The 21,236-nt window shown below is 63.6% G+C and carries 29 protein-coding genes; 13 read left to right on the top strand and 16 right to left on the bottom strand.

The genetic code is table 11. From position 1 onward, the window contains the following. The first annotated feature begins 20 nt into the window (after window positions 1-20). Complete coding sequence (locus tag CH302_RS10095) at window positions 21-824, top strand: SDR family oxidoreductase (protein ID WP_037195137.1); 804 nt, start codon at window positions 21-23, stop codon at window positions 822-824. A gap of 6 nt (window positions 825-830) precedes the next feature. On the opposite strand, the gene CH302_RS10100 is transcribed toward CH302_RS10095, so the two are convergent. Next, entirely contained in the window at window positions 831-1,613 is a 783-nt protein-coding gene (locus CH302_RS10100) for a pirin family protein (protein ID WP_037195140.1), read from the bottom strand. A gap of 35 nt (window positions 1,614-1,648) precedes the next feature. After that, a complete protein-coding gene (locus CH302_RS10105; protein ID WP_037195141.1) occupies window positions 1,649-2,140 on the bottom strand; it encodes a VOC family protein in 492 nt (163 codons plus the stop codon). Between the two features lie 85 nt (window positions 2,141-2,225). On the opposite strand from CH302_RS10105, the gene CH302_RS10110 reads away from it, so the two are divergent. The 3 genes from CH302_RS10110 to CH302_RS10120 are packed head-to-tail and all read left to right on the top strand — an operon-like array spanning window position 2,226 to window position 4,220. Further along, window positions 2,226-2,678, top strand: coding sequence for a MarR family winged helix-turn-helix transcriptional regulator (locus tag CH302_RS10110; RefSeq protein ID WP_037195142.1), 453 nt, complete (start codon window positions 2,226-2,228; stop codon window positions 2,676-2,678). Then, window positions 2,675-3,397 (top strand): pirin family protein, encoded by a 723-nt coding sequence (locus tag CH302_RS10115; protein ID WP_037195143.1) that lies wholly within the window; start codon window positions 2,675-2,677, stop codon window positions 3,395-3,397. The genes CH302_RS10110 and CH302_RS10115 overlap by 4 nt, the downstream gene beginning before the upstream one ends. Window positions 3,398-3,410: 13 nt before the next feature. After that, window positions 3,411-4,220 carry an alpha/beta fold hydrolase gene (locus CH302_RS10120; protein WP_037195144.1) on the top strand — a complete coding sequence of 270 codons (810 nt, stop codon included), beginning with the start codon at window positions 3,411-3,413 and terminating at the stop codon, window positions 4,218-4,220. 2 nt (window positions 4,221-4,222) lie between these two features. Here CH302_RS10120 and CH302_RS10125 read toward each other — a convergent pair whose 3' ends face one another. Then, window positions 4,223-4,657 (bottom strand): MarR family winged helix-turn-helix transcriptional regulator, encoded by a 435-nt coding sequence (locus CH302_RS10125; protein WP_037195145.1) that lies wholly within the window; start codon window positions 4,655-4,657, stop codon window positions 4,223-4,225. 62 nt (window positions 4,658-4,719) lie between these two features. Here CH302_RS10125 and CH302_RS10130 point away from each other — a divergent pair, with 62 nt between their 5' ends. The 3 genes from CH302_RS10130 to CH302_RS10140 are packed head-to-tail and all read left to right on the top strand — an operon-like array spanning window position 4,720 to window position 5,948. Then, window positions 4,720-5,091, top strand: coding sequence for a VOC family protein (locus CH302_RS10130; protein ID WP_037195146.1), 372 nt, complete (start codon window positions 4,720-4,722; stop codon window positions 5,089-5,091). Between the two features lie 48 nt (window positions 5,092-5,139). Next, window positions 5,140-5,727 (top strand): winged helix-turn-helix domain-containing protein, encoded by a 588-nt coding sequence (locus CH302_RS10135; RefSeq protein WP_037195147.1) that lies wholly within the window; start codon window positions 5,140-5,142, stop codon window positions 5,725-5,727. Between the two features lie 8 nt (window positions 5,728-5,735). After that, window positions 5,736-5,948, top strand: coding sequence for a hypothetical protein (locus tag CH302_RS10140; protein ID WP_037195148.1), 213 nt, complete (start codon window positions 5,736-5,738; stop codon window positions 5,946-5,948). Between the two features lie 12 nt (window positions 5,949-5,960). On the opposite strand, the gene CH302_RS10145 is transcribed toward CH302_RS10140, so the two are convergent. Both CH302_RS10145 and CH302_RS10150 read right to left on the bottom strand, forming a co-directional pair. Beyond that, window positions 5,961-6,902, bottom strand: coding sequence for a DUF808 domain-containing protein (locus tag CH302_RS10145; protein ID WP_037195149.1), 942 nt, complete (start codon window positions 6,900-6,902; stop codon window positions 5,961-5,963). A 111-nt stretch (window positions 6,903-7,013) separates the two neighbouring features. Further along, window positions 7,014-8,177, bottom strand: a complete 1,164-nt coding sequence (locus CH302_RS10150) for an NADH:flavin oxidoreductase/NADH oxidase (RefSeq protein ID WP_037195622.1) — start codon at window positions 8,175-8,177, stop codon at window positions 7,014-7,016. 174 nt (window positions 8,178-8,351) lie between these two features. Here CH302_RS10150 and CH302_RS10155 point away from each other — a divergent pair, with 174 nt between their 5' ends. Together CH302_RS10155 and CH302_RS10160 are read left to right on the top strand one after the other, a co-directional pair. After that, window positions 8,352-8,759, top strand: a complete 408-nt coding sequence (locus CH302_RS10155) for a hypothetical protein (protein ID WP_037195150.1) — start codon at window positions 8,352-8,354, stop codon at window positions 8,757-8,759. Further along, the gene (locus CH302_RS10160) at window positions 8,756-8,953 is read left to right on the top strand and encodes a helix-turn-helix transcriptional regulator (RefSeq protein WP_037195151.1); all 198 of its coding nucleotides are present in this window, start codon (window positions 8,756-8,758) and stop codon (window positions 8,951-8,953) included. The genes CH302_RS10155 and CH302_RS10160 overlap by 4 nt, the downstream gene beginning before the upstream one ends. Before the next feature lie 2 nt (window positions 8,954-8,955). Here CH302_RS10160 and CH302_RS10165 read toward each other — a convergent pair whose 3' ends face one another. The 6 genes from CH302_RS10165 to CH302_RS10190 form a co-directional block, all read right to left on the bottom strand. Then, entirely contained in the window at window positions 8,956-9,930 is a 975-nt protein-coding gene (locus tag CH302_RS10165; RefSeq protein ID WP_037195153.1) for a glycine betaine ABC transporter substrate-binding protein, read from the bottom strand. Further along, window positions 9,927-10,664 carry an ABC transporter permease gene (locus tag CH302_RS10170; protein ID WP_176460681.1) on the bottom strand — a complete coding sequence of 246 codons (738 nt, stop codon included), beginning with the start codon at window positions 10,662-10,664 and terminating at the stop codon, window positions 9,927-9,929. The genes CH302_RS10165 and CH302_RS10170 overlap by 4 nt, the downstream gene beginning before the upstream one ends. After that, the gene (locus CH302_RS10175) at window positions 10,661-11,869 is read right to left on the bottom strand and encodes an ABC transporter ATP-binding protein (RefSeq protein WP_037195155.1); all 1,209 of its coding nucleotides are present in this window, start codon (window positions 11,867-11,869) and stop codon (window positions 10,661-10,663) included. Before CH302_RS10175 ends, CH302_RS10170 begins: the two co-directional genes overlap by 4 nt. After that, a complete protein-coding gene (locus CH302_RS10180) occupies window positions 11,866-12,510 on the bottom strand; it encodes an ABC transporter permease (RefSeq protein ID WP_037195156.1) in 645 nt (214 codons plus the stop codon). The genes CH302_RS10175 and CH302_RS10180 overlap by 4 nt, the downstream gene beginning before the upstream one ends. A gap of 183 nt (window positions 12,511-12,693) precedes the next feature. Further along, window positions 12,694-13,914 carry a pyridoxal phosphate-dependent aminotransferase gene (locus tag CH302_RS10185; protein WP_037195158.1) on the bottom strand — a complete coding sequence of 407 codons (1,221 nt, stop codon included), beginning with the start codon at window positions 13,912-13,914 and terminating at the stop codon, window positions 12,694-12,696. Beyond that, entirely contained in the window at window positions 13,911-14,852 is a 942-nt protein-coding gene (locus CH302_RS10190; RefSeq protein WP_037195160.1) for a DMT family transporter, read from the bottom strand. Before CH302_RS10190 ends, CH302_RS10185 begins: the two co-directional genes overlap by 4 nt. On the opposite strand from CH302_RS10190, the gene CH302_RS10195 reads away from it, so the two are divergent. Further along, a complete protein-coding gene (locus CH302_RS10195) occupies window positions 14,851-16,245 on the top strand; it encodes an aminotransferase-like domain-containing protein (RefSeq protein ID WP_037195162.1) in 1,395 nt (464 codons plus the stop codon). The genes CH302_RS10190 and CH302_RS10195 overlap by 2 nt on opposite strands. On the opposite strand, the gene CH302_RS10200 is transcribed toward CH302_RS10195, so the two are convergent. After that, window positions 16,238-16,513 (bottom strand): PLD nuclease N-terminal domain-containing protein, encoded by a 276-nt coding sequence (locus tag CH302_RS10200; protein ID WP_037195164.1) that lies wholly within the window; start codon window positions 16,511-16,513, stop codon window positions 16,238-16,240. The genes CH302_RS10195 and CH302_RS10200 overlap by 8 nt on opposite strands. Window positions 16,514-16,693: 180 nt before the next feature. Here CH302_RS10200 and CH302_RS10205 point away from each other — a divergent pair, with 180 nt between their 5' ends. Beyond that, window positions 16,694-17,317 (top strand): luciferase domain-containing protein, encoded by a 624-nt coding sequence (locus CH302_RS10205; protein WP_037195166.1) that lies wholly within the window; start codon window positions 16,694-16,696, stop codon window positions 17,315-17,317. A gap of 20 nt (window positions 17,318-17,337) precedes the next feature. Here the strand turns inward: CH302_RS10205 and CH302_RS10210 are convergent, their stop codons facing one another. After that, entirely contained in the window at window positions 17,338-17,958 is a 621-nt protein-coding gene (locus CH302_RS10210; RefSeq protein ID WP_037195168.1) for a TetR/AcrR family transcriptional regulator, read from the bottom strand. 56 nt (window positions 17,959-18,014) lie between these two features. Here CH302_RS10210 and CH302_RS10215 point away from each other — a divergent pair, with 56 nt between their 5' ends. Both CH302_RS10215 and CH302_RS10220 read left to right on the top strand, forming a co-directional pair. Beyond that, window positions 18,015-18,449 (top strand): PaaI family thioesterase, encoded by a 435-nt coding sequence (locus tag CH302_RS10215; RefSeq protein WP_037195170.1) that lies wholly within the window; start codon window positions 18,015-18,017, stop codon window positions 18,447-18,449. Window positions 18,450-18,488: 39 nt separating this feature from the next. Continuing rightward, the gene (locus CH302_RS10220) at window positions 18,489-18,947 is read left to right on the top strand and encodes a DUF6194 family protein (protein WP_037195172.1); all 459 of its coding nucleotides are present in this window, start codon (window positions 18,489-18,491) and stop codon (window positions 18,945-18,947) included. Here the strand turns inward: CH302_RS10220 and CH302_RS10225 are convergent, their stop codons facing one another. The 3 genes from CH302_RS10225 to CH302_RS10235 are packed head-to-tail and all read right to left on the bottom strand — an operon-like array spanning window position 18,948 to window position 21,166. Beyond that, the gene (locus CH302_RS10225) at window positions 18,948-19,847 is read right to left on the bottom strand and encodes a transketolase family protein (RefSeq protein ID WP_037195174.1); all 900 of its coding nucleotides are present in this window, start codon (window positions 19,845-19,847) and stop codon (window positions 18,948-18,950) included. After that, window positions 19,847-20,527 (bottom strand): thiamine pyrophosphate-dependent enzyme, encoded by a 681-nt coding sequence (locus CH302_RS10230; RefSeq protein ID WP_037195176.1) that lies wholly within the window; start codon window positions 20,525-20,527, stop codon window positions 19,847-19,849. The genes CH302_RS10225 and CH302_RS10230 overlap by 1 nt, the downstream gene beginning before the upstream one ends. 45 nt (window positions 20,528-20,572) lie before the next feature. Further along, entirely contained in the window at window positions 20,573-21,166 is a 594-nt protein-coding gene (locus CH302_RS10235; RefSeq protein ID WP_037195178.1) for a TIGR03086 family metal-binding protein, read from the bottom strand. Between the last annotated feature and the right edge of the window lie 70 nt (window positions 21,167-21,236).

Raw genomic sequence — 21,236 nt, forward strand, 5'->3', positions numbered from 1 at the left:
CGTCCCGGTACCATCTGGGCATGAATCGCACGGCAGTGGTCACCGGAGCTTCGTCGGGTATCGGACGCGCAGTTGCGCAGGCGCTCGTCGCCCGGGGCTATCGAGTGATCGGCACCTCCCGCAATCCGGCCTCGATGACCGACGCGCAACGCGCCACCGGCGTCGAGTATCGCGCCCTCGACCTCACCGATGCCGACTCGATCCGCACCTTCGTCACCGATCTCGGTGACGTCGACGTCCTGGTCAACAATGCCGGTGAGAGTCAGTCCGGGCCGTTCGAGGAGCTGCCGACCGATGCCATCGAGCGGCTCTTCCAGTTGAACGTCTTCGGCGCAGTGACGCTGTCGCAGGGCGTCATTCCCGGTATGCGCGAGCGTGGATACGGGCGCATCGTGATGGTCGGATCGATGCTGGCGAGCTTCCCGCTCGCCTACCGCTCGTCCTACGCCTCGACGAAGGCCGCCATCAAGGGCTTCTCCGACGCGGCGCGCCTGGAACTCTCACCCTTCGGCGTGTGGATGACCACCGTCGAGCCGGGATCGATCAACACCGGGATCAGCGAGCGCCGAACCAAGTACATCGCGGCGGATTCGGTACACCGAGACGACTTCCACACCGCGATCTCGTCCCTGGATCGCAAGGAAGGAAACGGCATCTCCGCCGAGGAAGTTGCGGAGGTGGTGCTGAAGGCCATCGAGGCCGACGAGCCGAAACCGTTGTACGCCAGGGGAAGCAACGCGCCGGTCGTGTTCATGGCGCGGCGGTTGCTCCCGGCGACCTTCATGGAGAAGACAATTGCGAAGATGTTCGGCCTGAAGCGGTAGCCGAGGTCACCCGGCGATCGCGGCGTGCATCTCCCACACGATCACTTCGGCTCCGGTGGCGGTGCTCAGCTTCTGCCCGCCGCCTCCGGAGATCCGTACGGCATCACCCTCGGCGAGTACACCGACACCTTCTAGCATCGCTTCCCCCTCGGCGACGAAGATGTGCACGAACGGCGCGTCGGGAACATCGACTGCGGCTTGACCGGGTTGCAGGCGTGCGGCGTGCATGGCGGCGTACTTGTTCTTGATTCGGACCGCCGCGTGGTCGGCGTGACGAGCCATCCCTGATGCCACGGGAACCAAGCCACCACTGAGCAATTCGCTGTCGATCTCGAGCTGTTCGTAGCCCGGGGTGATGCCCTGTTCGTCCGGGACGACCCACATCTGGACGAATCGAACCGGATCTCCGTGCTTGCCCGAGTACGTGCCGGCGGTCTCACCGAGTCGCCACGAGTCGTTCTTCTCCGAGTGCAGGATTCCCGTGCCTGCGCTCATGCGCTGCGCGAGACCGGGGTAGATGACGCCGGAATGGCCCATCGAATCCTGGTGCACCAGTGAACCCTGCAGAACCCAGGTCACGATTTCCATGTCACGGTGTGGGTGGGTGTCGAATCCCTGCCCGGGGGTGACGATGTCGTCGTTGTTGACCATCAGGACGCCGTGGTGGGTGTTGGCACGATCGAAGTGGTTGCCGAAAGAGAAGGAGTGCTTGGAGTCGAGCCAGCCGATCCGCGTCTTGAAACGGTCGTCGGCTCGCCGGACGTCGAGTTGAGCTGCTGCAGAGGTCATTACGTGTGCCCTCGAATCTTCGAGTGAGTGGATGACTACAGAACGTGCGTGCCGTACATCTCACCGAGTGGATCGGCGATCAGCTCGAGGCGCGCACCATCGGGGTCACGGAAGTACAGCGAGACCTCGCTGTGCTCGATCAGTTCGACTCCGGCGTCGATCAGCTTGGTACGCAGGTGTTCCCACCTGGTGGGCTCGACACTGATCGCCACGTGATGGAGGCCGCCGAGCACCTCTGCATACGGTCCGACGTCGAGTCCGGGAAAGTCGAAGAATGCCAACAGGTTGCTGTTGCCGATATCGAAGAAGAAGTGCGAAGAGCCTGGGTAGTCACGGTTCTCGATGAGCTCGGTGAGCGGGAACTCGAGTACGTCCTGATAGAAGCGAACCGTCGCTTCGACGTCGCTGCTGACCAACGCGGTGTGATGGAGTCCGCGGGCCGAGGAAGCAGGCCGCTCGCCTGCCGGCTTCAGGTGCTGGGCGCGGATGCGGTCACGCTCGATGGTGTGCTGATCTGCCTCGGTCATTGCTCTACCCTTCGGTCAAGTAGTTGCTTCGTCAACTACCAAGAACAGTACACCGAGTAGTTGCGTTGTCAACTACTATGGGTTCATGGAATCCCCACGGTGGCTCGGCCAGGACGAACAGCTGGCCTGGCGCGCATACCTCGACGCGACGCGGCTGCTGCTTCGAGATCTCGACAACCAGCTCACGCGTGACTCCGGTATCTCGTTCACCGACTTCGAGCTGCTGGTGGTGCTCTCCGAAGCGCCCGATCGCCGACGCCGCATGAGCGAACTCGCCGACGCCGTCACCACGACGCGCAGCGGCGTGACGAGGGCCATCAGCCGGTTGGTCGAGTGCGGTTGGGTTCGGCGCGTCAAATGCGACGACGACAAACGGGGCATGTCCGCCGAACTCACCGAGGCCGGCCTCAGCACGCTCGCCGAGGCCAGTCCAGGGCACGCCGCAGCGGTACGGGAGAACATGTTCGACCTGGTGGACCCGAAGGATCTCGCGGCCCTCACCCGCACCTTCTCGGCAATGCGGAACCACGCGTCGTGACCCTCACGTACATTCCCGGCGAGCAGCGGCACCACTGGTGGAACGAATGGCTCGACTCCAAACAGTCCTTCCCCGCCACCGGCAACTACGACCTGGCGGCGAACGCGCACGGGCTGCTGATGGTGCACAACGAGGACACCGTCTTTCCCGGTGAAGGGTTCGACTCGCACGAGCACCGGAACATGGAGATCCTCACCTGGGTGCTCGACGGCACGCTCGAACACACCGATTCCGAGGGCAACAGCGGGCTGATCCGCCCCGGGCTGATCCAACGCATGAGTGCGGGCACCGGCATTCGCCACACCGAACGCAACGCGTCGAGCCTGACCAGCCGCGACAAGCTCCGCGTCGTGCAGATGTGGATTCCGCCGGATGCCGACGGACGGGTGCCCTCGTACGACGAACTGGACGTGCGCGACGAGTTGGCATCCGGCGAGCTGGTCTGTGTGGCATCGGGAATGCCCGACCGAAACGGAATACGCATCGGCAATCGCTTTGCGGCACTGCATGTTGCGCGACTCCAGCCGGGACAGTCGATCACCGTTCCCGACGCGCCGTTCGGTCACGTCTTCGTTGCCGACGGTTCGGCGACGTTCGAGGACATCGGCGATCTCGCCCAAGGTGACGCGGTGCGACTGACCTCCACCGGCGGACACCGTGTGACAGCATCGACCGCGAGCGAAATCATGATCTGGGAAATGCACGCCACCTTCGCCTGAGGGAGTTTCGACCATGCCGACCATCGCCACCGACGATGCCGTCACCCTGAACTACCTCGACGAGGGCGCAGGCCCTGTCGTGGTCCTCATCGCCGGGTTCTGCGCGCCGGCGACCACCTGGGTGCTGCAGCAGAAAGCGTTGGTGAATGCCGGATATCGCGTTCTGGCGCTCGATCGACGAGGACACGGTGCCTCGGAGGCACCGACACACGGGGCGTCCATGGAACGGCACGGACGCGATGTGGCCAACTTCCTGGCGGCCGTGGGCGTCACGGACGTCGTCCTGATCGGCGGTTCGATGGGGGCGAGCACCGTCTGGTCGTACATCTCGCAATTCGGCACCGAGCACGTGCGAGCCATCGTGTCGGTCGATCAGACTCCGAAGATGGTGAACAGCTCCGACTGGAAGAACGGCTTCTACGGTCTCACCGAAGTGAACCGAACGACATTCTTCGACAACGGGATACCCGATACCGGACACGGCCTGCCCAAGTGGAAGTCCGTGCCGTCGCTGCTGAAGCTCGTGCTCGAACTACGTGCGATTCCGAAGATTGCATCGCCCGACACCCCGCCGATGAAGGCTCTGCTGGCCGATCATGCTGCGCAGGACTGGCGCTCGACCATCGCGGGCACCGACAAGCCGTACCTGATGGTCGCCGGGCGCGACAGCCAGTTCTGGCCTGCGGCACACGCTTCCGAGAGCGTCTCAGGCAATTCACACGGTCGATCGGTAGTGCTGGACAAGTGCGGTCACGCCGCGAACATGGACCGGCCGAAAGAGTTCAACGCGGCGATGCTGGAGTTCCTCGACTCGATCGAGTGAGGTCACGGCTGCCTGTGCCCATCCAACGCCTGCGCGCAGGCAACCAGATTGCGATGCAACACTTCTCGCTCCTGAGTGGAGAGCGATGCGATCATGTCACGTTCGACGTCGGCCACGGCGGCCGACGCTTGCCGCAGTCGTTCGATTCCCCGTGCCGTCACGTGCAGGCGTTGATCTCGACCGGTGCCCTCGATCTCCACCAGGCCGTCTCGCGTGAGCCCGGCCAGCAGCTGATGGGTGGCCTGCCTGCTGACGAACACCGCGCGAGCGAGCTCGGCGTTGGACAATCCCGGCTTGTGCGCGAGGAGTTCGAGGCTGGAGTACTGCGAGACGGTGATGTCGAGTTCGCGTAGGCGATCGTCCATCGCCGAACGCAGGGCGGATGTGGCCCGCTTGAGGGCGTAGCCGATCGAGGTGTCGAGGTCCACTTGACTCATGTCAACATCTTGACATACCTTTGTCTCGTCAAGTTCTTGACAACCCGACGAAAGGATCCACCATGACCACCGCTACCGTCTCCGGACCGAGCTTCCTCTCCTTGCAAGTACGCGACCTCGCCGCCAGCGCAGACTTCTACGAAAGCCGGCTCGGCCTGGTCCGCGCACCCCAGACACCCCCCGGAGCGGTGGTGTTCACAACCTCGCCCATCCCGTTCGCCGTCCGAAACCCAGCTCCCGGAACCGATCTCGACAGCGGACAGGCGGGACTCGGAGTCGCACTGTGGCTCGTCTGCGACGACGCCGAGGCGCTGCACGAGTCACTGGTCGCCGCCGGCGTGACCATCCTGACCGCACCTTTCGACGGCCCCTTCGGAAAGACCTTCGTCCTGCAAGACCCGGACGGATATGCCGTGACCGTGCATAGCAGCTAGTTCCGAAAGAACTATTGCGAAATATTTCTTTCGGGTTATGGTTGTCGCATGAGCCCACCACCTCCCGACCGGATGCCCCGGAAGCTGACGGACATGTCCGAGCTCAAGGCGCTGACGCATCCCATTCGACTGCGCATGCTGTACGCGTTGCGGGCCAACAAGTCGATGACGGCAACCCAGCTGGGCGATCTGGTGGACGAGTCACCCGCCTCGATGAGCTATCACCTGCGCAAACTCGCCGAGCACGGGTTCGTCAAGGAAATCGAGAACGGATCGGACAAGCGTCAGCGCTGGTGGTCGGAGGCCAACGAGAACGGGTTCAGCTGGTCGGAGAACGACTTCTCGGACTCACCCGAGTCGTTGTCGGTTGCCAAGGCGTCCAAAGAATCCTGGTTGGCGCACCAGTGGTCTCGGTTGCGCAACTTCGATCGAACATCCGAGTCCTGGGGGCCGGAGTGGGTATCGGCTGCCTTCAGCACCGACAACGTCGTGCGACTGACAGCGAGCGAAACCGCCGAGATGGACGTGGAATTACGTGCCGTCGTGGACAAGTGGCGTCGACACGGAGAGAACGCGACCTCGGGGGAGCGTGAGCACGTCATGGTCCTGATGCACGGATTCCCCACGACACCATAGGAGTTGGCATGTATCCGATCGATCCGCACACGTATCTCTTCATGGTCAAGCAGGATCGCGATCGACATCTGCTTCTGGCCGAGCGCCGCAGACTCGCTGCTGCGCAAAAACGCCTCCGCCGAGACGAACTCCGCGTTCAGAGGGCGTGGGACGAATTGACGGCATCGCTCGCCGATGTCTCCATGTCCGAGCGACGGGTACTAGAGCTGGCTCGTCGGTGACGAGAGCTGCCACTACTTCGCGGCAGCCCGCTTGGCGAGCGTCTTCGAGATCCCCAGCTGCGCAACCACGATGATGCAACCGACGATCGCGCCGATGACCGCCGACGCGAGCGTGTTGACGATCCACGCCAGCACTCCGCCGATGCCGGCGACGCCGCGCACCGCTTCTTCGCCGTGGTGGACGAGTTCGTAGATGGGATGGAATCCGAGCTCGTCGATGCCGACGAGCAGGATGTGTCCACCGACCCACAGCATCGCTGCGGTGCCGACGACCGAGAGCACCGACATGACCTTGGGCATCGCCTTGACCAGACCACGGCCGAACTTCTCGACGAACCCGGTGGACCCCTCGGCCAGTTTCAGACCGATGTCGTCCATCTTGACGATCAGCGCGACGACTCCGTAGACCACGATCGTGATTACCACGGCGACGACCGCGAGGATGATCAATCGACTCCAGAAGCCCTCACCGGCAATGGTGTCCAACGCGATGACCATGATCTCGGCGGACAGAATGAGGTCGGTACGCACTGCGCCGGAGACCACGGTGTCCTCGTCGCGTGGCTCGTCCTCGGCGGCGGCGTGATGGTCGCCGTGGCCGAACAGTGCGCCCCAGATCTTGTGCGCCGCCTCGTAGCTGAGGTAGCAGCCGCCGAGCATCAGAATGGGCGTCAACAGCCACGGCACGAACTGACTGAGAAGCAACGCGATCGGCAGGATGATCAGCAGCTTGTTCCGCAGCGAACCCACGGCGATGCGTTTGATGATCGGCAGTTCGCGCTCCGCCGCGAGTCCGCGGACGTATTGCGGCGTCACCGCGGCGTCGTCGATCACGACACCCGCTGCCTTCGCCGTCGCCTTACCGGTCGCTGCACCGACATCATCGATGGATGCAGCTGCCAGACGAGCCAGCGCTGCCACGTCGTCGAGCAGGGCTACGAGTCCGCCGGCCATCACAAACCTCCGCTTCGATACGAGAACACCGCTGGGCTCCTCATGATGCGAGCCCTTGGAACCCTACCGTCCGCAGGTGGTCTGTGATCGCCGTCCGGCCCCTCCTGGTTGCTACGCGATCTTGCGCTCCTGCTCGGCCTCGACGACCTTCGCGGGCGGCAATCCGATGCTCGGGTCGTGTCCTCGGAAATTCTTCAGCCACCAGCTCCAATCCTCGGGCACCAGCGAGAACGGGTCACCATGGCCGAGCTCGCGTGCAGCCCACACCGGCCAGTGCGGGTTGGCCAACGCCGGACGACCGAGCAACACCACGTCGATCTTGCCCTCGCGGATCACGGCGTCCGCATTTTCCGGAACGCCCAGATTCCAGCTGCAGGTCACCGGGATATCCAGCTCACGCTTGACCCGTGCAGCCCGCTCGACCATGAACCCCATGTCGCCGAACGGCGGGTCCACCATGTCGTCGGTGTTGAAGCCGAGGCTGACATCGGCCATGTCCAGGCCGTGTTCCTTCATCCACCCGATCGCGACCATGGATTCGTCGAACTGAACCCCGTCGGGGTGGTGGTCGTCCGAGCCCAATCGCATGGTGAGCGGGAACTTCTCGGGCCACACCTCGCGCACCGCGTCGAGTGCCTCGAGGTGGAACCGGGCCCGGTTCTCCAGGCTGCCGCCGTACTGATCGGTGCGCTGATTGGCCAGCGGGGAGAAGAAGCTGGCACCGAGATAGCCATGGGCGTAATGCATCTCGAGCCACTCGTACCCCGCCTCCGCCGCTCGGACGGCTGCGTCGGCGTAGCTCTGGTGGATGGCCTTGATCTCGGGCACGGTGAGTTCGTGGACGGGGAACGAGTGGTCGCCGCCGTAGGGAATCGCCGACGGCGCAACACATTCCCAACCGTCGGGATGGTCTGCCGGAAGCTGGTGTCCGCCCTGCCACGGTGGCACTTCACTGCCTTTGCGTCCGGTGTGACCCAACTGAATCGCCGGGACCGAACCCATCTGCTTGATCATCGCCGTCACGCGAGCGTGACCCTCGATCTGATCGTCGTCGTAGATTCCGGCGCACCCGGGAGTGGTGCGTCCGTCGGGCGTGATCGCAACCTGTTCCGGGAACACCATCCCGAAACCACCGGCTGCGCGCGCACCCAGATACATGAGGTGAAAGTCGTTCATCTTTCCGTCGACGGCGCGGTACATCGTCATCGGCGACATGGCGATGCGGTTTCGAAGCGTTACACCTTTGAGCGTGAACGGGCTGAAGAGATCCGGCATGACAATGGTCCTTTCCCTGGGTAGAACCACCTCATCACCTGGCACGTTTCGACCGACTACATCGATGCTGCACATCGGTGACAGTTTTCTCACCGTCCATCCGACCCGAGTGTGAGGCCCGATGTATGGTTTTCTATACGTATAGTGAGCTATACCTAGAATCGGAGCATTCACATGGCACTCAGATGGGTATCGGTCGCCGCAATCGGCCTCGCAACCGCGTCGGCAACGGCATTGCTGGCCTGGCTGGTATCGCCCGTCGCACCGGGGATCGCGGCGGTGGTGTTCGGGTTCACCGCCCTCCCGTTCGGGGCGATGCTGGGCTGGATACTGATCATCGCACCGGTCACTGCCGACCAGACCTACACTTCGGGTGACAGCGTCGAGAGCCATTGGACGACATCGGCGTCCAGCGGTACCGCCACCGATCTCGTGACCGTCCTCGGCCTGACTCTGGCCGTGGTAGCCATCACCCGCGTCGACCCCCCGGCGACCCTGCTGCTGACGGGCCTGTTGTTGGCTGCGTTCGCGTCGTTCACCGCGCGGTATGCCCTCGCGCGACACCGAGCCCTGTCCGTGTGAAGAACAGTGTTCGACGGCGTCGCACCGAAAAGGGATGGTCGCAGAGCGAACTGGCCGAACGGATCGACGTCACCCGTCTGACGATCATCTCCATCGAGAAGGAGCGATTCGACCCGAGCCTGCCCGTCGCCTTCCGCCTCGCCGCGGCATTCGACTGCACCATCGAGGAGCTCTTCGTACCGGATCCGACCTGAGGTCAGTTCACGAGGCCCTCGCTCTGCAGCCACTCGTATGCGACATCCGACGGATCCTCACCTTCGATATCGACTCGCCCGTTCAGCTCCTGCATCAGGTCGTCGGTCAAACGCCCCGATACCACCGCCAGCAGGTCGGCGATCTCGGGATGCTGCTCCAGCACCACGTTGCGTACTACAGCGGTGCCGCTGTACGGCAAGAAGAATGCACGATCGTCCTGCAGCACAGTCAGATTCAGGTTCTTGATCCGGCCGTCGGTGGTATAGACCATACCGAAATTGCAGGGCGAACTGTCTGCGGTCGAGGTGTAGACGACACCGGCGTCCATGCGGGTGACATTGCTCGACGGTACCCCGCCCGGCGCGTTCAGCCCGATCCCGTATGTATCGAGCATCGGACCGAAACCGTCCGAACGAGAAAAGAATTCGTCATCGACGCAGAAGGTTCGGTCGGCTTCCGGAAGCTTCGCGACATCGGACAGCGTGGTGACGCCGAGTCGCTCGGCGGTCGCAGCAGATGCCGCGAAGGCGTACGTGTCGTTGAAGTTGGCCGGAGGTAGCCAGTCGAGGTCGTACTCACTCTTCTCGATGTCACGAACGCGCTCCCACAGCTCCTGCGGATCACTGATCGTCTCGGTCTGGCTGTGATAGTTGACCCAGCCGGTGCCGGTGTACTCCCAGAGGATGTCGGCGTCGCCGTTGAGCTGCGCCTGTCTCGACGACGCCGACCCCGGTGCACCGGTCAGGTCGGTAACCTTCGCGCCCGCAGCGGCAAGGTATGTGGCCGTGATCTTCCCGAGGAGCACGCCCTCCGTGAAACTCTTGCTCGTTACCACCAGAGACGCGCCGTCGAGCGGCCTCGTGCCGTCCGCAAGCGTAGTGCTCTCGAACGTTCCCGACGAGCTCACCAAACCGCAGCTCGCTATCGAGCCGGCAAGCGCCACAACTCCAGCGGCGGCGAACAGACGGCGAATCATGCCACTCCTCTTGGGGTCGCGAACAATTCGACCACACGGCCGAGCCAGTCGATGATCAGTGCCAGCAGTGCAACGAGAACAGCACCGGATATGAGCAACTTCGGCAAGAAGAGCGTTGTGCCCGTCGTGATGAGCGTGCCGAGGCTGGACGCTCCGACGAACGTGCTCAGCGTGGCAGTTCCGACCAGGATGACCAGCGCGGTGCGCACGCCGTTGAGGATCACCGGCACCGCCAGGGGAAGTTCCACCTGCACCAGGGTGCGGATCCCGGAGAACCCGATCCCGCGGGCCGCCTCGATCGTTCGCTGATCGACCTGCTGTATCCCGACGATGGTGTTCTGAAGGATCGGCAGAATTGCGTAGACGACCAATCCCACTACCGCGGTACGGAACCCGGTACCGAGCCACATCGTGAGCAGCACGATCAGGCCCACCGCCGGTGCTGCTTGGCCGATATTGGCGAAGTTGACCGCAACAGGCCGGAACTTCCGTGCCCTGTCCCGAGTGAGCAGGATGCCCAACGGAATTGCGATCACAACGACGATCACCGTGGCCGTCAAGGTCAGGACGATGTGATCGACGATCGTCGTCTTCAGGTTGTCCCAGCCGAGCGACGCCTGTTCCGTGGTGGTCAGCGACGTCGATCGGTACCACAGTATGTAGCCGAGTCCGAGTATCACGATGAGGAGCGGCTCGAACCACACATCCAACGGGGCACGGCGCAGTCGATTCATGTTGCTGTGCCCTCTGTATGGGCCGAGTACGTGACGTGACCGTCGCCGGATCGAGCGTCCGAGAGCTGGCCCCGAATGACGACCATGACGGTGGCAATGGTCAACGCGCCGGTCACGGCACCTCGGCCGTCGGTGACAAGAACGCCACCCTGACTGGCGGCCAACATCGAATCCAGGGCGTCGTTGAGCGTCGACGACGGCGCGACGCTGGGCAGCCGCGCGTCGACGTAGTCGGTGATGCGGTCCTTGGTGGCAACTTCTTCCAGTGACGGCCATGCTCGCGGCCGACCGTGCTCGTCGATGACGACAATCCAGGTGGCCCCCTGCGCTCGTGCGCGCGCGATGACTTCCTGCGAGCTGTCGCCGACCTTGGCCGTGACCACCGAATCGTGTTCGACATCTTTGACCCGGGACAAAGTCAGGTGCGCAAGCGTGGCCCCGGAGCCGATGAATTCCTCGACGAACGGACTGGCCGGCTTGGCCAGGATCTCTTCAGGCGTCGCGTACTGCTCGATACGACCGCCCTCGGACAGAATCAACACCTTGTCGCCCAGCTTCGTCGCTTCCTCGAAGTCGTGAGTGACGATGACGATGGTCTTCGCGAGCTCGTGCTGGATGGCAATGAGGCTGTCCTGCAGCCGAACCCTGGTGATCGGATCCACTGCGCCGAAGGGCTCGTCCATCAACAGAACCGGCGGATCGGCAGCGAGCGCTCGCGCCACACCCACTCGCTGCTGCTGCCCGCCCGACATGTCCTTGGGTAGGCGATCACGGAAGTCGGGGACGTCGAGCCCGACCAGATCGAGCAGGTAGTCGGTTCTCTCCTCGATCTTCTTCGCGTCCCAACCCAGGACGCGCGGAATGGCTCCGACGTTCTTGGCGACCGACCAGTGTGGGAAGAGTCCGCCGGATTGAATGACGTACCCGATGGACTGGCGAAGCTTGTCCGGATCCTCGCCCGTCACGTCACGGTCACCGATGAAGATACGGCCCTCGGTCGGTTCGATCAGTCGGTTGATCATCTTCAGCGTCGTCGTCTTGCCGCAGCCGGACGGTCCCACGAACGCCACGATATGGCCGGCCTCGATCTCGAGGTCGATCTTCTGCACCGCCGGCTTGTTCTGACCCTTGTACTGCTTGACCACACCGTCGAGGCGGATGGATGCACCGGTGACCGTCGGTCCGCCGGTCGTGTTGTCCGTCATGACAATCCCTTCGAGATGGTGAGGCGCCCGAGGAGGACGAGCAGGGCGTCGAACAACAAGGCGATGACGACGATGAGAACAGTTCCGGTCACTGCCATCTCGACGGAATTGGTTCCGCCGAGTCTCGACAGTCCGTTGAAGATCAGTGAGCCGAGTCCGGGACCGAGCACGTACGCGACGATTGCGGCGACACCGACCACCATCTGCGTGGAGACTCGTATACCGGTGAGGATGACGGGCCATGCCATGGGCAACGAGACCGACACCAGAATCCTGCTACGGGACAACCCGATTCCCCTGGCCGATTCGATCACGGTGTCGGGGACACCGCGCAGTCCGACGATGGCGTTTCCGATGACGGGCATGGCTGCAAAGAACGCGAGCATGATGAACGACGGCACCACTCCCAGTCCGAACGGCACGATGAGCAGCGCCAGTAACGCCAGAGAGGGAATGGTCAACGCCACTCGGCTGGTCGTGAGCGTCAATGCCGAGAACAGCGGTAGCCGATGCACGGCGATGGCCACAGCCACCGCGACGACTGTACCCACCAAGACCGTCTGAAAAGCCAGCGACGCATGTTGATAAGTCAGGAACGCAAGGGTTTCACCTCGCCCCTGTATGTAGCCCCATAGATCCACGAATTCCCTCTCGCCCGGCAGATCGGACGACGAGCGTAACCCGCATTTCCCGGGCCGAGTCGGGAAATAGCACCGGGCCACCGGGCACCAAAGGGCTTGTAGGACAGCGATCAGTGGCCTTATCTGCGTGAACGAGCCCACCCACGACCCGGCATCGACTTAAAATCAGCTCGAGCAGAAGTCTTACTGCGAATACGAGCTCATGAAGTTACCGAGCCGCTCCAGCGCCGTTGCGAGATCGTCCACGTTGGGCAAGGTCACGAGCCGGAAGTGATCGGGCACATCCCAATTGAAGGCGCGGCCGTGGCTGACGAGGATCTTCTCGGATTCGAGGAGGTCGAGTACGAATTTCTCGTCGTCGACGATCCCGAAGCGGTCGGTGTCGAGCTTGGGGAACATGTACAGCGCACCCGCTGCCTGCACGCAGCTGATTCCGTCGATCGAGTTGAGCATGCGATGCGCGAGGTCACGTTGCGCGGTCAGCCTGCCCGCCGGAAGAAGGAGATCTTCGATCGACTGCCTGCCGCCGAGCGCAGTCTGTATCGCGTGTTGCGCCGGCACATTCGCGCACATCCGCATGTTGGACAGCAGGGTGATGCCCTCGATGAAGCTCGCCGCGCGTCGACGCGGACCGGTGATCGCCAGCCATCCCGCCCGAAATCCGCATACCCGGTACGCCTTCGAGAGGCCCGAGTAGGTCAGGCACAGAACATCTTTGCCCGTCAGTGTCGCGAGATTGATCATCTCCGCACCGTCGTAGACGATCTTCTCGTAGATCTCGTCGGCCAGCAGAATCAGATCGTGCTTGCGGGCCAGATCGACGAATCGCTGCAGTGCCTCGCGTGGATACACAGCCCCCGTCGGGTTGTTGGGATTGATCACCACGATCGCGCGGGTGCGGGGTGTGATCTTGGCTTCGAGGTCCTCGAAGTCCGGGGCCCAATCCTGGCTTTCGTCGGCCAGATAATGGACGGGTATGCCTCCGGCCAGGGCCACCGAGCCGGTCCACAGCGGATAGTCGGGCGACGGGATCAATATTTCGTCTTCCTGGTTGCACAGGGCCTGCATCGTCATGGTGATCAATTCCGATACCCCGTTGCCGAGGTAGACGTCACCGACATCGAGATCGGTCAGGCCTTTGGTCTGGTAATACTGGACCACCGCTGTGCGGGCGGAGAACAGGCCCCGGGAGTCCGAATAGCCCTGTGCGGTGGGAAGGTTGCGGATCATCGCCATCATGATCTCGTCCGGTGCCTCGAAACCGAACGGGGCAGGATTGCCGACGTTCAGCCGCAGGATCGTGTGCCCCTGCTCCTCGAGTTCTTCGGTCTTGTCCAGAATGCGTCCACGAATGTCGTAGCGCACGTTCTCGAGCTTGCGCGCCTGATCGATCGATTTCGTCATTTCGAAAACTCCTCCCGCCGAACGGTCGGCGACATCCGGGTCCGGACCGCCACTGTTGCACACACGATGACCGCCGCTCCACCCACGAGCACCGGCCACGTCAAGCCCTCGCGCAGGATGATCGCGGCCCAGCAGATGGTCAGCACAGGTTGGATCAACTGGACCTGGCTGACGCTGGACATCGGACCGATCGCCAGTCCCCGGTACCAGGCGAAGAACCCGAGGTACATGCTCACCACCGCCAGGTAGCCGAAGGCCACCCACTCGGATGCCCCTGCTGTCGACGGCTGCTGCCACCACGCGAACGCTGCCAACGCGCCGGTGACCGGTACGGACACGACCAGCGCCCACGACACCGTCTGCCACGCACCGAGTTCTCGCGACAACAGGCCGCCCTCGGCGTATCCCACCGCTGCGGCGACCACTGCGCCGAGCAGCAACAGGTCCGACCACTGCAACCCCGTCGACTGTCCGCCTTGTACGGCGGCGAACCCGACCGCGACGGCGGCACCCACGCCTGCGACCACCCAGAACATCGGCCGGACCGGTTGCCGTTCGCGGATGATCGCAGTGGCGGCGGTGGCGGCCGGGAGCAACGCGATGACGACGGCGCTGTGTCCCGCCGATGCAGTGGTGAGGGCGTACGAGGTGAGCACCGGGAAGCCGATGACAACACCGGCTGCGATCACCGCGAGCCGAATCCACTGCCGCCCCTTCGGGAGTCGTTGCCCGGTGGCGGCGAGCGCTACCGCAGCCAGTGCGGCGGCGACCACAGCGCGACCGCAGCCGACGAAGAGCGGGGACAGGCCACCGGTGACGGCGACGCGGGTCAGCGGCACCGTGAACGAGAACGCCGTGACGCCCGCCAGGCCCCAGAGCAGTCCGGCGCGGGATAGCAGACCCGTCCCAGACCGAGTAGCGCTACTATGCTGTGTCATGTCCGACGATAGCAGTTCCCGGATCGTGTCTGCACTGAGAACCTGGATTGCGACCGCGCCACCGGAAGCCCGGCTGCCGTCCACCCGCGCCCTGGTCGCCGAGCATTCGGCAAGCCCGGTCACGGTACAGAAGGCTCTCCGCACGCTCATCGCGCAAGGCGTCATCGAAAGCAGGCCTGGCGTCGGCACATTCGTCAGGACGGTGCGTACGGCCCGCCCCAACGATTACGGGTGGCAGACTGCAGCGCTGGGAGCGCCGGACAATCGCCTGCAACTTCCGGCGGCTCTGCAGTCGACATCGAGCGACGTGATTGCACTGCACTCGGGCTATCCGGCTCGGGAGTTGTTGCCGGAGCGTCTCGTTCACGCGGCCTTCACTCGGGCGTCCCGCACCGACGCGGTGATCGCTCGGCCACCCACCGCCGGACTGCCGGAATTGCGGGCATGGTTCGCAGCCGAGTTGGGGGCGTCGACACCGTTGGGTATCACGCCACCGTCGGCCAGTGACGTCGTCATCATTCCCGGCAGCCAGACCGGACTCAGCACTGCATTTCGGGCGCTTGTCGGTGCCGGTCGGCCGTTGCTCATGGAGTCCCCGACGTACTGGGGCGCGATCCTTGCCGCCACCCAGGCAGGTGTCCGCGTCGTACCGATACCCAGCGGCGTCGACGGTCCGGACCCCGACGCGCTCGCCCGGGCATTCGCGCACACCGGAGCTCGGGCGTTCTATGCCCAACCGACATTCGCCAGCCCCACCGGTGCACAGTGGTCGCCCGCATTGTCCGAGCAGGTCCTCGCCACTGTTCGACACCACGGCGCGTTTCTGATCGAGGACGACTCGGCCCACGATTTCGGCATCACCTCGGAGCCGAGTCCGCTGGCTGCACGAGACGACGCCGGGCATGTCGTGTACCTTCGCTCACTCACCAAGACGGTGTCGCCCTCGGTTCGCCTGGCAGGCCTGATCGCTCGCGGGCCCGCACACGAGCGCATCCTCGCCGATACGGGAGCCGAATCGATGTATGTCAGCGGGATTCTGCAGTCCGTCGCCTTGGACGTCGTCACTCAACCCGCTTGGCGAACTCATCTGCGGCGGCTGCGCACTCAGTTGGCTTCACGTCGAGACCTGTTGGCGAACAGCCTCATCGAGTTCGCACCCCGAGGGCATCTCGATGCGGTGCCGCGCGGTGGACTCAATCTCTGGATGCGCCTGCGCGACGACTCCGATCTGGAACATGTTGTGCAGGAATGCAAGTCGGCGGGTGTGATCGTCGGGGCCGGCGACGACTACTTTCCCGCCGAACCCGCCGGAAAATACCTTCGACTCAACTACGCGGGCCCCGACCCCGGAGAGTTCGCCGATGCGGCACGCACGATCGGGTCGATCATCTGAGAGCGTTCGAGGCATCGACGGCAAACGTCGACTTCCGACCCCACACGAACCAGACCAGGGGACCGAGGAACGGGAACGCCAGTACGACGAAGATCCACACGGCCCGGCCTGCGACCGTGTAGTTGGGCGAGCCGATGATGCTGACCAGCGCAGCAACGAACAGTACGACCGCGCCGAGCACCGCCAGCAGAACGACGGTTCCCAAACCCCACCCCAGCACCTGTTCGGTGGTGGACGGTTGCTGAGACAGAAGTGTTGCGGCGTGCATGACGGTTCCTCCGATATCGCTGTGTCGTTGACCTGAACAACGTTACGAATCAGCAGGTCGCGCCACATCGGTCTGCGTGAGTATCTCCTCGTACATCTCGAGATGTACACGTGGTCGGAGTCAGGGCCGCGCCACAGTGGGTTACGTTGGTGCAGACTTACGTGACCCGGGGGGGGGACTGTGCAGAACGTCAAGAACGACTACGCCGCGTGGATGGAACTGGGGCCGGGCGGACTTCCCGCCAACGTCGGTGGCTGGCTGATCACCACTGCCCTGAGGCCACTTGCTCGACGCGATCCTCTGACGGTCGCCGGCACATCGAGTCCTGGTCTGCACTGGCATCTGGAGCCCCGATCCGGACCACGGCCGTCGATCGCGCCGTACCCGATACCCCATCGCCAACTCACCGATCGGGGTACCCCTGCCCTGATCGAGCGGTTGACTGCCGCCGTCACCGAGGAAGCCGGATCGGAATCGCCGTTTCATTTGGAGCGCAGTCGATTCGAGCGACGAGGCGACGCGCTGTATCTATCGAACACCGATAGCGCCGCACCCTGGATCGCCCGAACCAAGGGGGAGATCCTGCACGTGCACGACAGCGAAGGCTCGATGCACGTGGTGATGCAGCCGGACGACGCCCAGACCGTCATCTCCGCGGGATGGGGCGAATTGCACCCCTTGGCCGGACGCCCGGTCCTCGGATTGCCCGAGACCTATGTCTTCCTCTATGCACCACGAGATTCCGACGACGTCCACGGAATCGAACAGATCATCCGACGCGCGGTCTCCACCGCGAGGGCCTGACTCTCCGCCCGGGCGGGCGGTCACCGGTTTTCATCGGACGCGCCTGTCAGGTGACGGAGCATATCTGCCCGCGTGATGGCGAGCATCGCGTCGAGCATCGGTTGATCGACGATGCGTCGCTGTCGCAGTGACACAGCGCCGTTCATCGCCGCCCAGGCATTCAGAACCAATGCCCGGGGGACGACGTCGGTACCGGCGTCCTCCACCGCTCGCGTCACCGAATCGATGAGTTCTCCGAGTGCTGTGTCGATCCTGTTCTTCGCCTCGCCGACCGATGCGGACTCGGACTTGTCCACATCCGTCAGCGCCAGCAGTCGCAGCGCCAGTGGATTCTCGCGGTGGAACGCGATGTACCGATCGAGGAACTCGGCAACCACACGGACGGGGTCGACCGCGTCGACGGGTGCAGACATCTGCTCGACGTGAGTGAGCGCCGTTCGCCACGCCAAAGCCGCGTAGACGTCGACCTTGCCTGCCCCGAAGTTGGCGTAGATCGAACTGACTGCCACATCTGCTGTTGCAGTGAGCATCTCGATCGTCGTTCCGCGATAGCCGTGCCGAAGGAAGAGCGTCCGACCGGCGTCGAGCACAGCGTTGTGCGTTCGACGCTTCCGCTTGTCGGTGGGGGTATCCAAGACCATAACTTTATCGTACTCTGATTCTGATATCGGAATCCAATTACGATAGAGGGGTAGCGATGACAGCCAACGAAGTACAGGCACCGGACAGCGGCAGCGCGGCGATGACCATGTTCCTCCCGCAGTCACCGTTCGTGCAGCAACTGGGCATCGAGCTGGTCGACATCGACGAGGGCACAGCTCGACTGCGGCTGCCGTACCGCGACGAGCTGTCCACCGTCGGCCGGATGCTGCACGGTGGCGTGATCGCCGGCTGCATCGATATCGGGATCATGACCGCCGCATGGGCCGGATCCGCAGTGCCCGAAAAGCTTCGGGGCGTCACGGTCTCCATGTCTGTGCAGTTCATGGAGCCGGTGTATGCCGAGGGTGTCGACATCGTCGGTACTCGGATACACGCGGGCCGGAGCCTGAAGACGTGTCGAGTCGACATCGTCGGGACCGAATCCGGCCGCCTCGTCGCAACCGGTACGGGAACCTACAAAGTGGGCTGAACTCTGGGCAGAAGCTGCCGAACATGTGACGATCGATGAATGACACTCGACGACATCGTGAACTTGGTCGGCAGCTTCGAGGGCACCGTGACGCAGCGCCCTCGAGAGGGTGATGGAACTCCCGAACTCGCTTGGGGCGATGCGTTCTTCTACTACTCACCCGACGGGACGATCCCGACCACTCAGCCGTTCGCAACGATCGTGACCAAGAACTACCCGGGTGACGAGATGTCCCAACTGAACAGGCCAGGCGCGTTCCGTGTCAATATCGTTGCAGGAAAGCAGGAATTCGAGGAGATCCTGGGAGTGACGCCCCGCGAGGCGGCCGACGCACCCCAGGCAGACCGCGACGACGCCATTGCCGCCCACCCTCAGTACGGCACTGCCGGCTGGCTGTCGGTGGTCAACCCGTCTTCGCAGACCGAGACACATGTTCGAGAACTACTGGACTCCGCCTACAACGTTGCCAAGAGCAGATACGAGCGACGCCGAGGCTGATCAGGCGAAGAAGTCGTCCATCGATCGGGACAGCCCATCGACATCCAGGCCGTTGGCCCGATCGTGTTCGGCCACTGTGCCGTACTTGCGACGCTCTCCCCCCTCCACCCCGATTCCCAGCACGCGATGCCGCATATCGGCCAGTGCCCGATCGACCTGCAGCACTGACGTTCCCGCGAGATACGGCTCGACGATCATGATGTCCGGCGCAGTCAGCGTCTCTCGTAGTGTGGCGCTGTCGAACGGCCTGATCGTCGACGCATGCAGCACCGTCACGTCGCGCCCCGAGGCTGCGGCCAGAACCCGGTCCGTCATCGGACCGACGGAGATCACCGTTCCCGAATGTCCCCGCTGCAGAACGGTGAACGTCCAATCGGGCTGTCCGTACGGACGATCGTTGGACACCCCGTCCAGCCTGATGTAGACGCGATCGTCGGTGGACGCCGCACTGCTCATCATCCACTCGACCTCGTCTACGTGCCCAGGAACGTGGACCGTCCACCCGCCCAAGGTGTCGAGGAGAGCGACATCTCGCTGACCGAAATGAGTCTCGCCGCCCTGCGGCCACCCGTAGGACCCGCCGGAGCTCACCAGGATCGCTCCGACGTCTTGATGCCCCAGATCGAGTTTCACCTGTTCGAAGGGCCGCTCGATCAGGAACGGCGGGAAGGTGTGCACTATAGGACGCATTCCGGCCAGGGCCAGACCACCCGCAACACCGATCATCGCCTGCTCTCGAATCCCGACGTTGATCACCCGCGATCGGATATCGGGAGTGAGGTGCGGTTCGAGATATCCGACCCCGATCTCGGCCAACACCAACGCTGTTCGCTCGTTCTGCGCCAACAGTGGGGGCAGCAGACGGTAGAAGTACTCACGTTGGTCCAGCGATGCGCTCATCAGCTCTCCTTCTTTTCGACGTGAGCGACCATCACGTGCGGCCGGTCTGTGTGATCGGTGCGAAAGTCCTCGCGGAGAGCATCGTGATCTCGACCGTCGACGTCGGATGTGGACCACTCCTCGACCGCGAGCCGCGACGCGATGCCGCCGGGCCACCCCAGCCCGGCAGAGTCGTTGTCGATCACCACGGCCGTCAGATTGCCCAAGTTCGAGCGCGCCGCGAATTGAATGGCCTCCATGTTGCTGCCCTCGTCGAGTTCCGCGTCTCCGATCAGTACGAAGACCCGAGCCCTTCTCTTCTGAATACGCAGCGCGACAGCAGTTCCTGCGGCCAGCGCCAAACCGTGTCCGAGCGATCCCGAACCGATATCGGCCCCGCGAACCAACGTGCGATCCGGATGATTGCCCAGCGGAGAGTGATAGCTGCCGAACGACGCGAGCTCGTTCGGCGTCAAGAATCCGCGCGCCGCAAGCACGGCGTAGTACGCCATCGGACCATGCCCTTTGGACAAATAGAACCGATCACGGTCCGGGTCGTCGGGATTCGCTGGGTCGAGCCGCAGAACGTCGGAGTACAGCACCCACAGCACATCCAGTGTCGAAGTGGCACTGGTGCTGTGCTTCTCGTCGCCAGTCATCAGTGTCATGAGTTGCGGCAACTCGTCGAAAGTCATCTGCATGACCCCACCCTGCAACCTCGAGCGCACTCGAGGTCAAGCTTTCGGCTACACCCAACCGTCCGAGGAGCGGCCCGAGAAGTTCGCAAGGCGCTCCAAAGGCCCTGCGTCCGGGCGCGACTCCACGATAGGTCCGAACGGCACTCCCGGAACCCGGGCCTCCGCCGGCAGCATCGTTCGGAATTCTTCGGCCACCGGATAAACGAGAGCGGCATCGACTCGGGCCGACTGGCCTGTTGCCACCGCGAGATCCCATCCGTGCAGCAACAGCTCCCGGGCGTACCCCCACACCGCAGATCGACCCGGCACCGCGCCCCACGGAACCACGACGGGGGCGTCGAGCCTTGCGTCGTCGGCCCACGCCGCGCGCGCCTCGACCACAAGCCGGTCGAACGCTGCCACATCGTGATCGGCGGAGTACGGCGACACCGAGTCCGGGCTACCCAGTTCGGCGATCGCGATCAGCCTCGCCACCGTCGCGACGAGGTGACCTGCCAGCGTCCGGACGTCGAACTCGTCGCACGGGGTGGGAAGGTCGAGCTGTTCGGTTCGCACCGCACCGAGTAGCCCGCTCACCCATGCGGCGGACGTGAAATACACCTCGCGCGGATCTGTCTGTTGCGTGGTCTCGATGGTGTTCATTGTTCGGCCTTCCGTTCCGCGGCCGCCGTTGCGGCCTCCTGGACAGAAGTAAATCGGGTGAACATGACAC

Source organism: Rhodococcus sp. 15-2388-1-1a (assembly GCF_002259145.1).
Classification (GTDB): Bacteria; Actinomycetota; Actinomycetes; order Mycobacteriales; family Mycobacteriaceae; genus Rhodococcoides.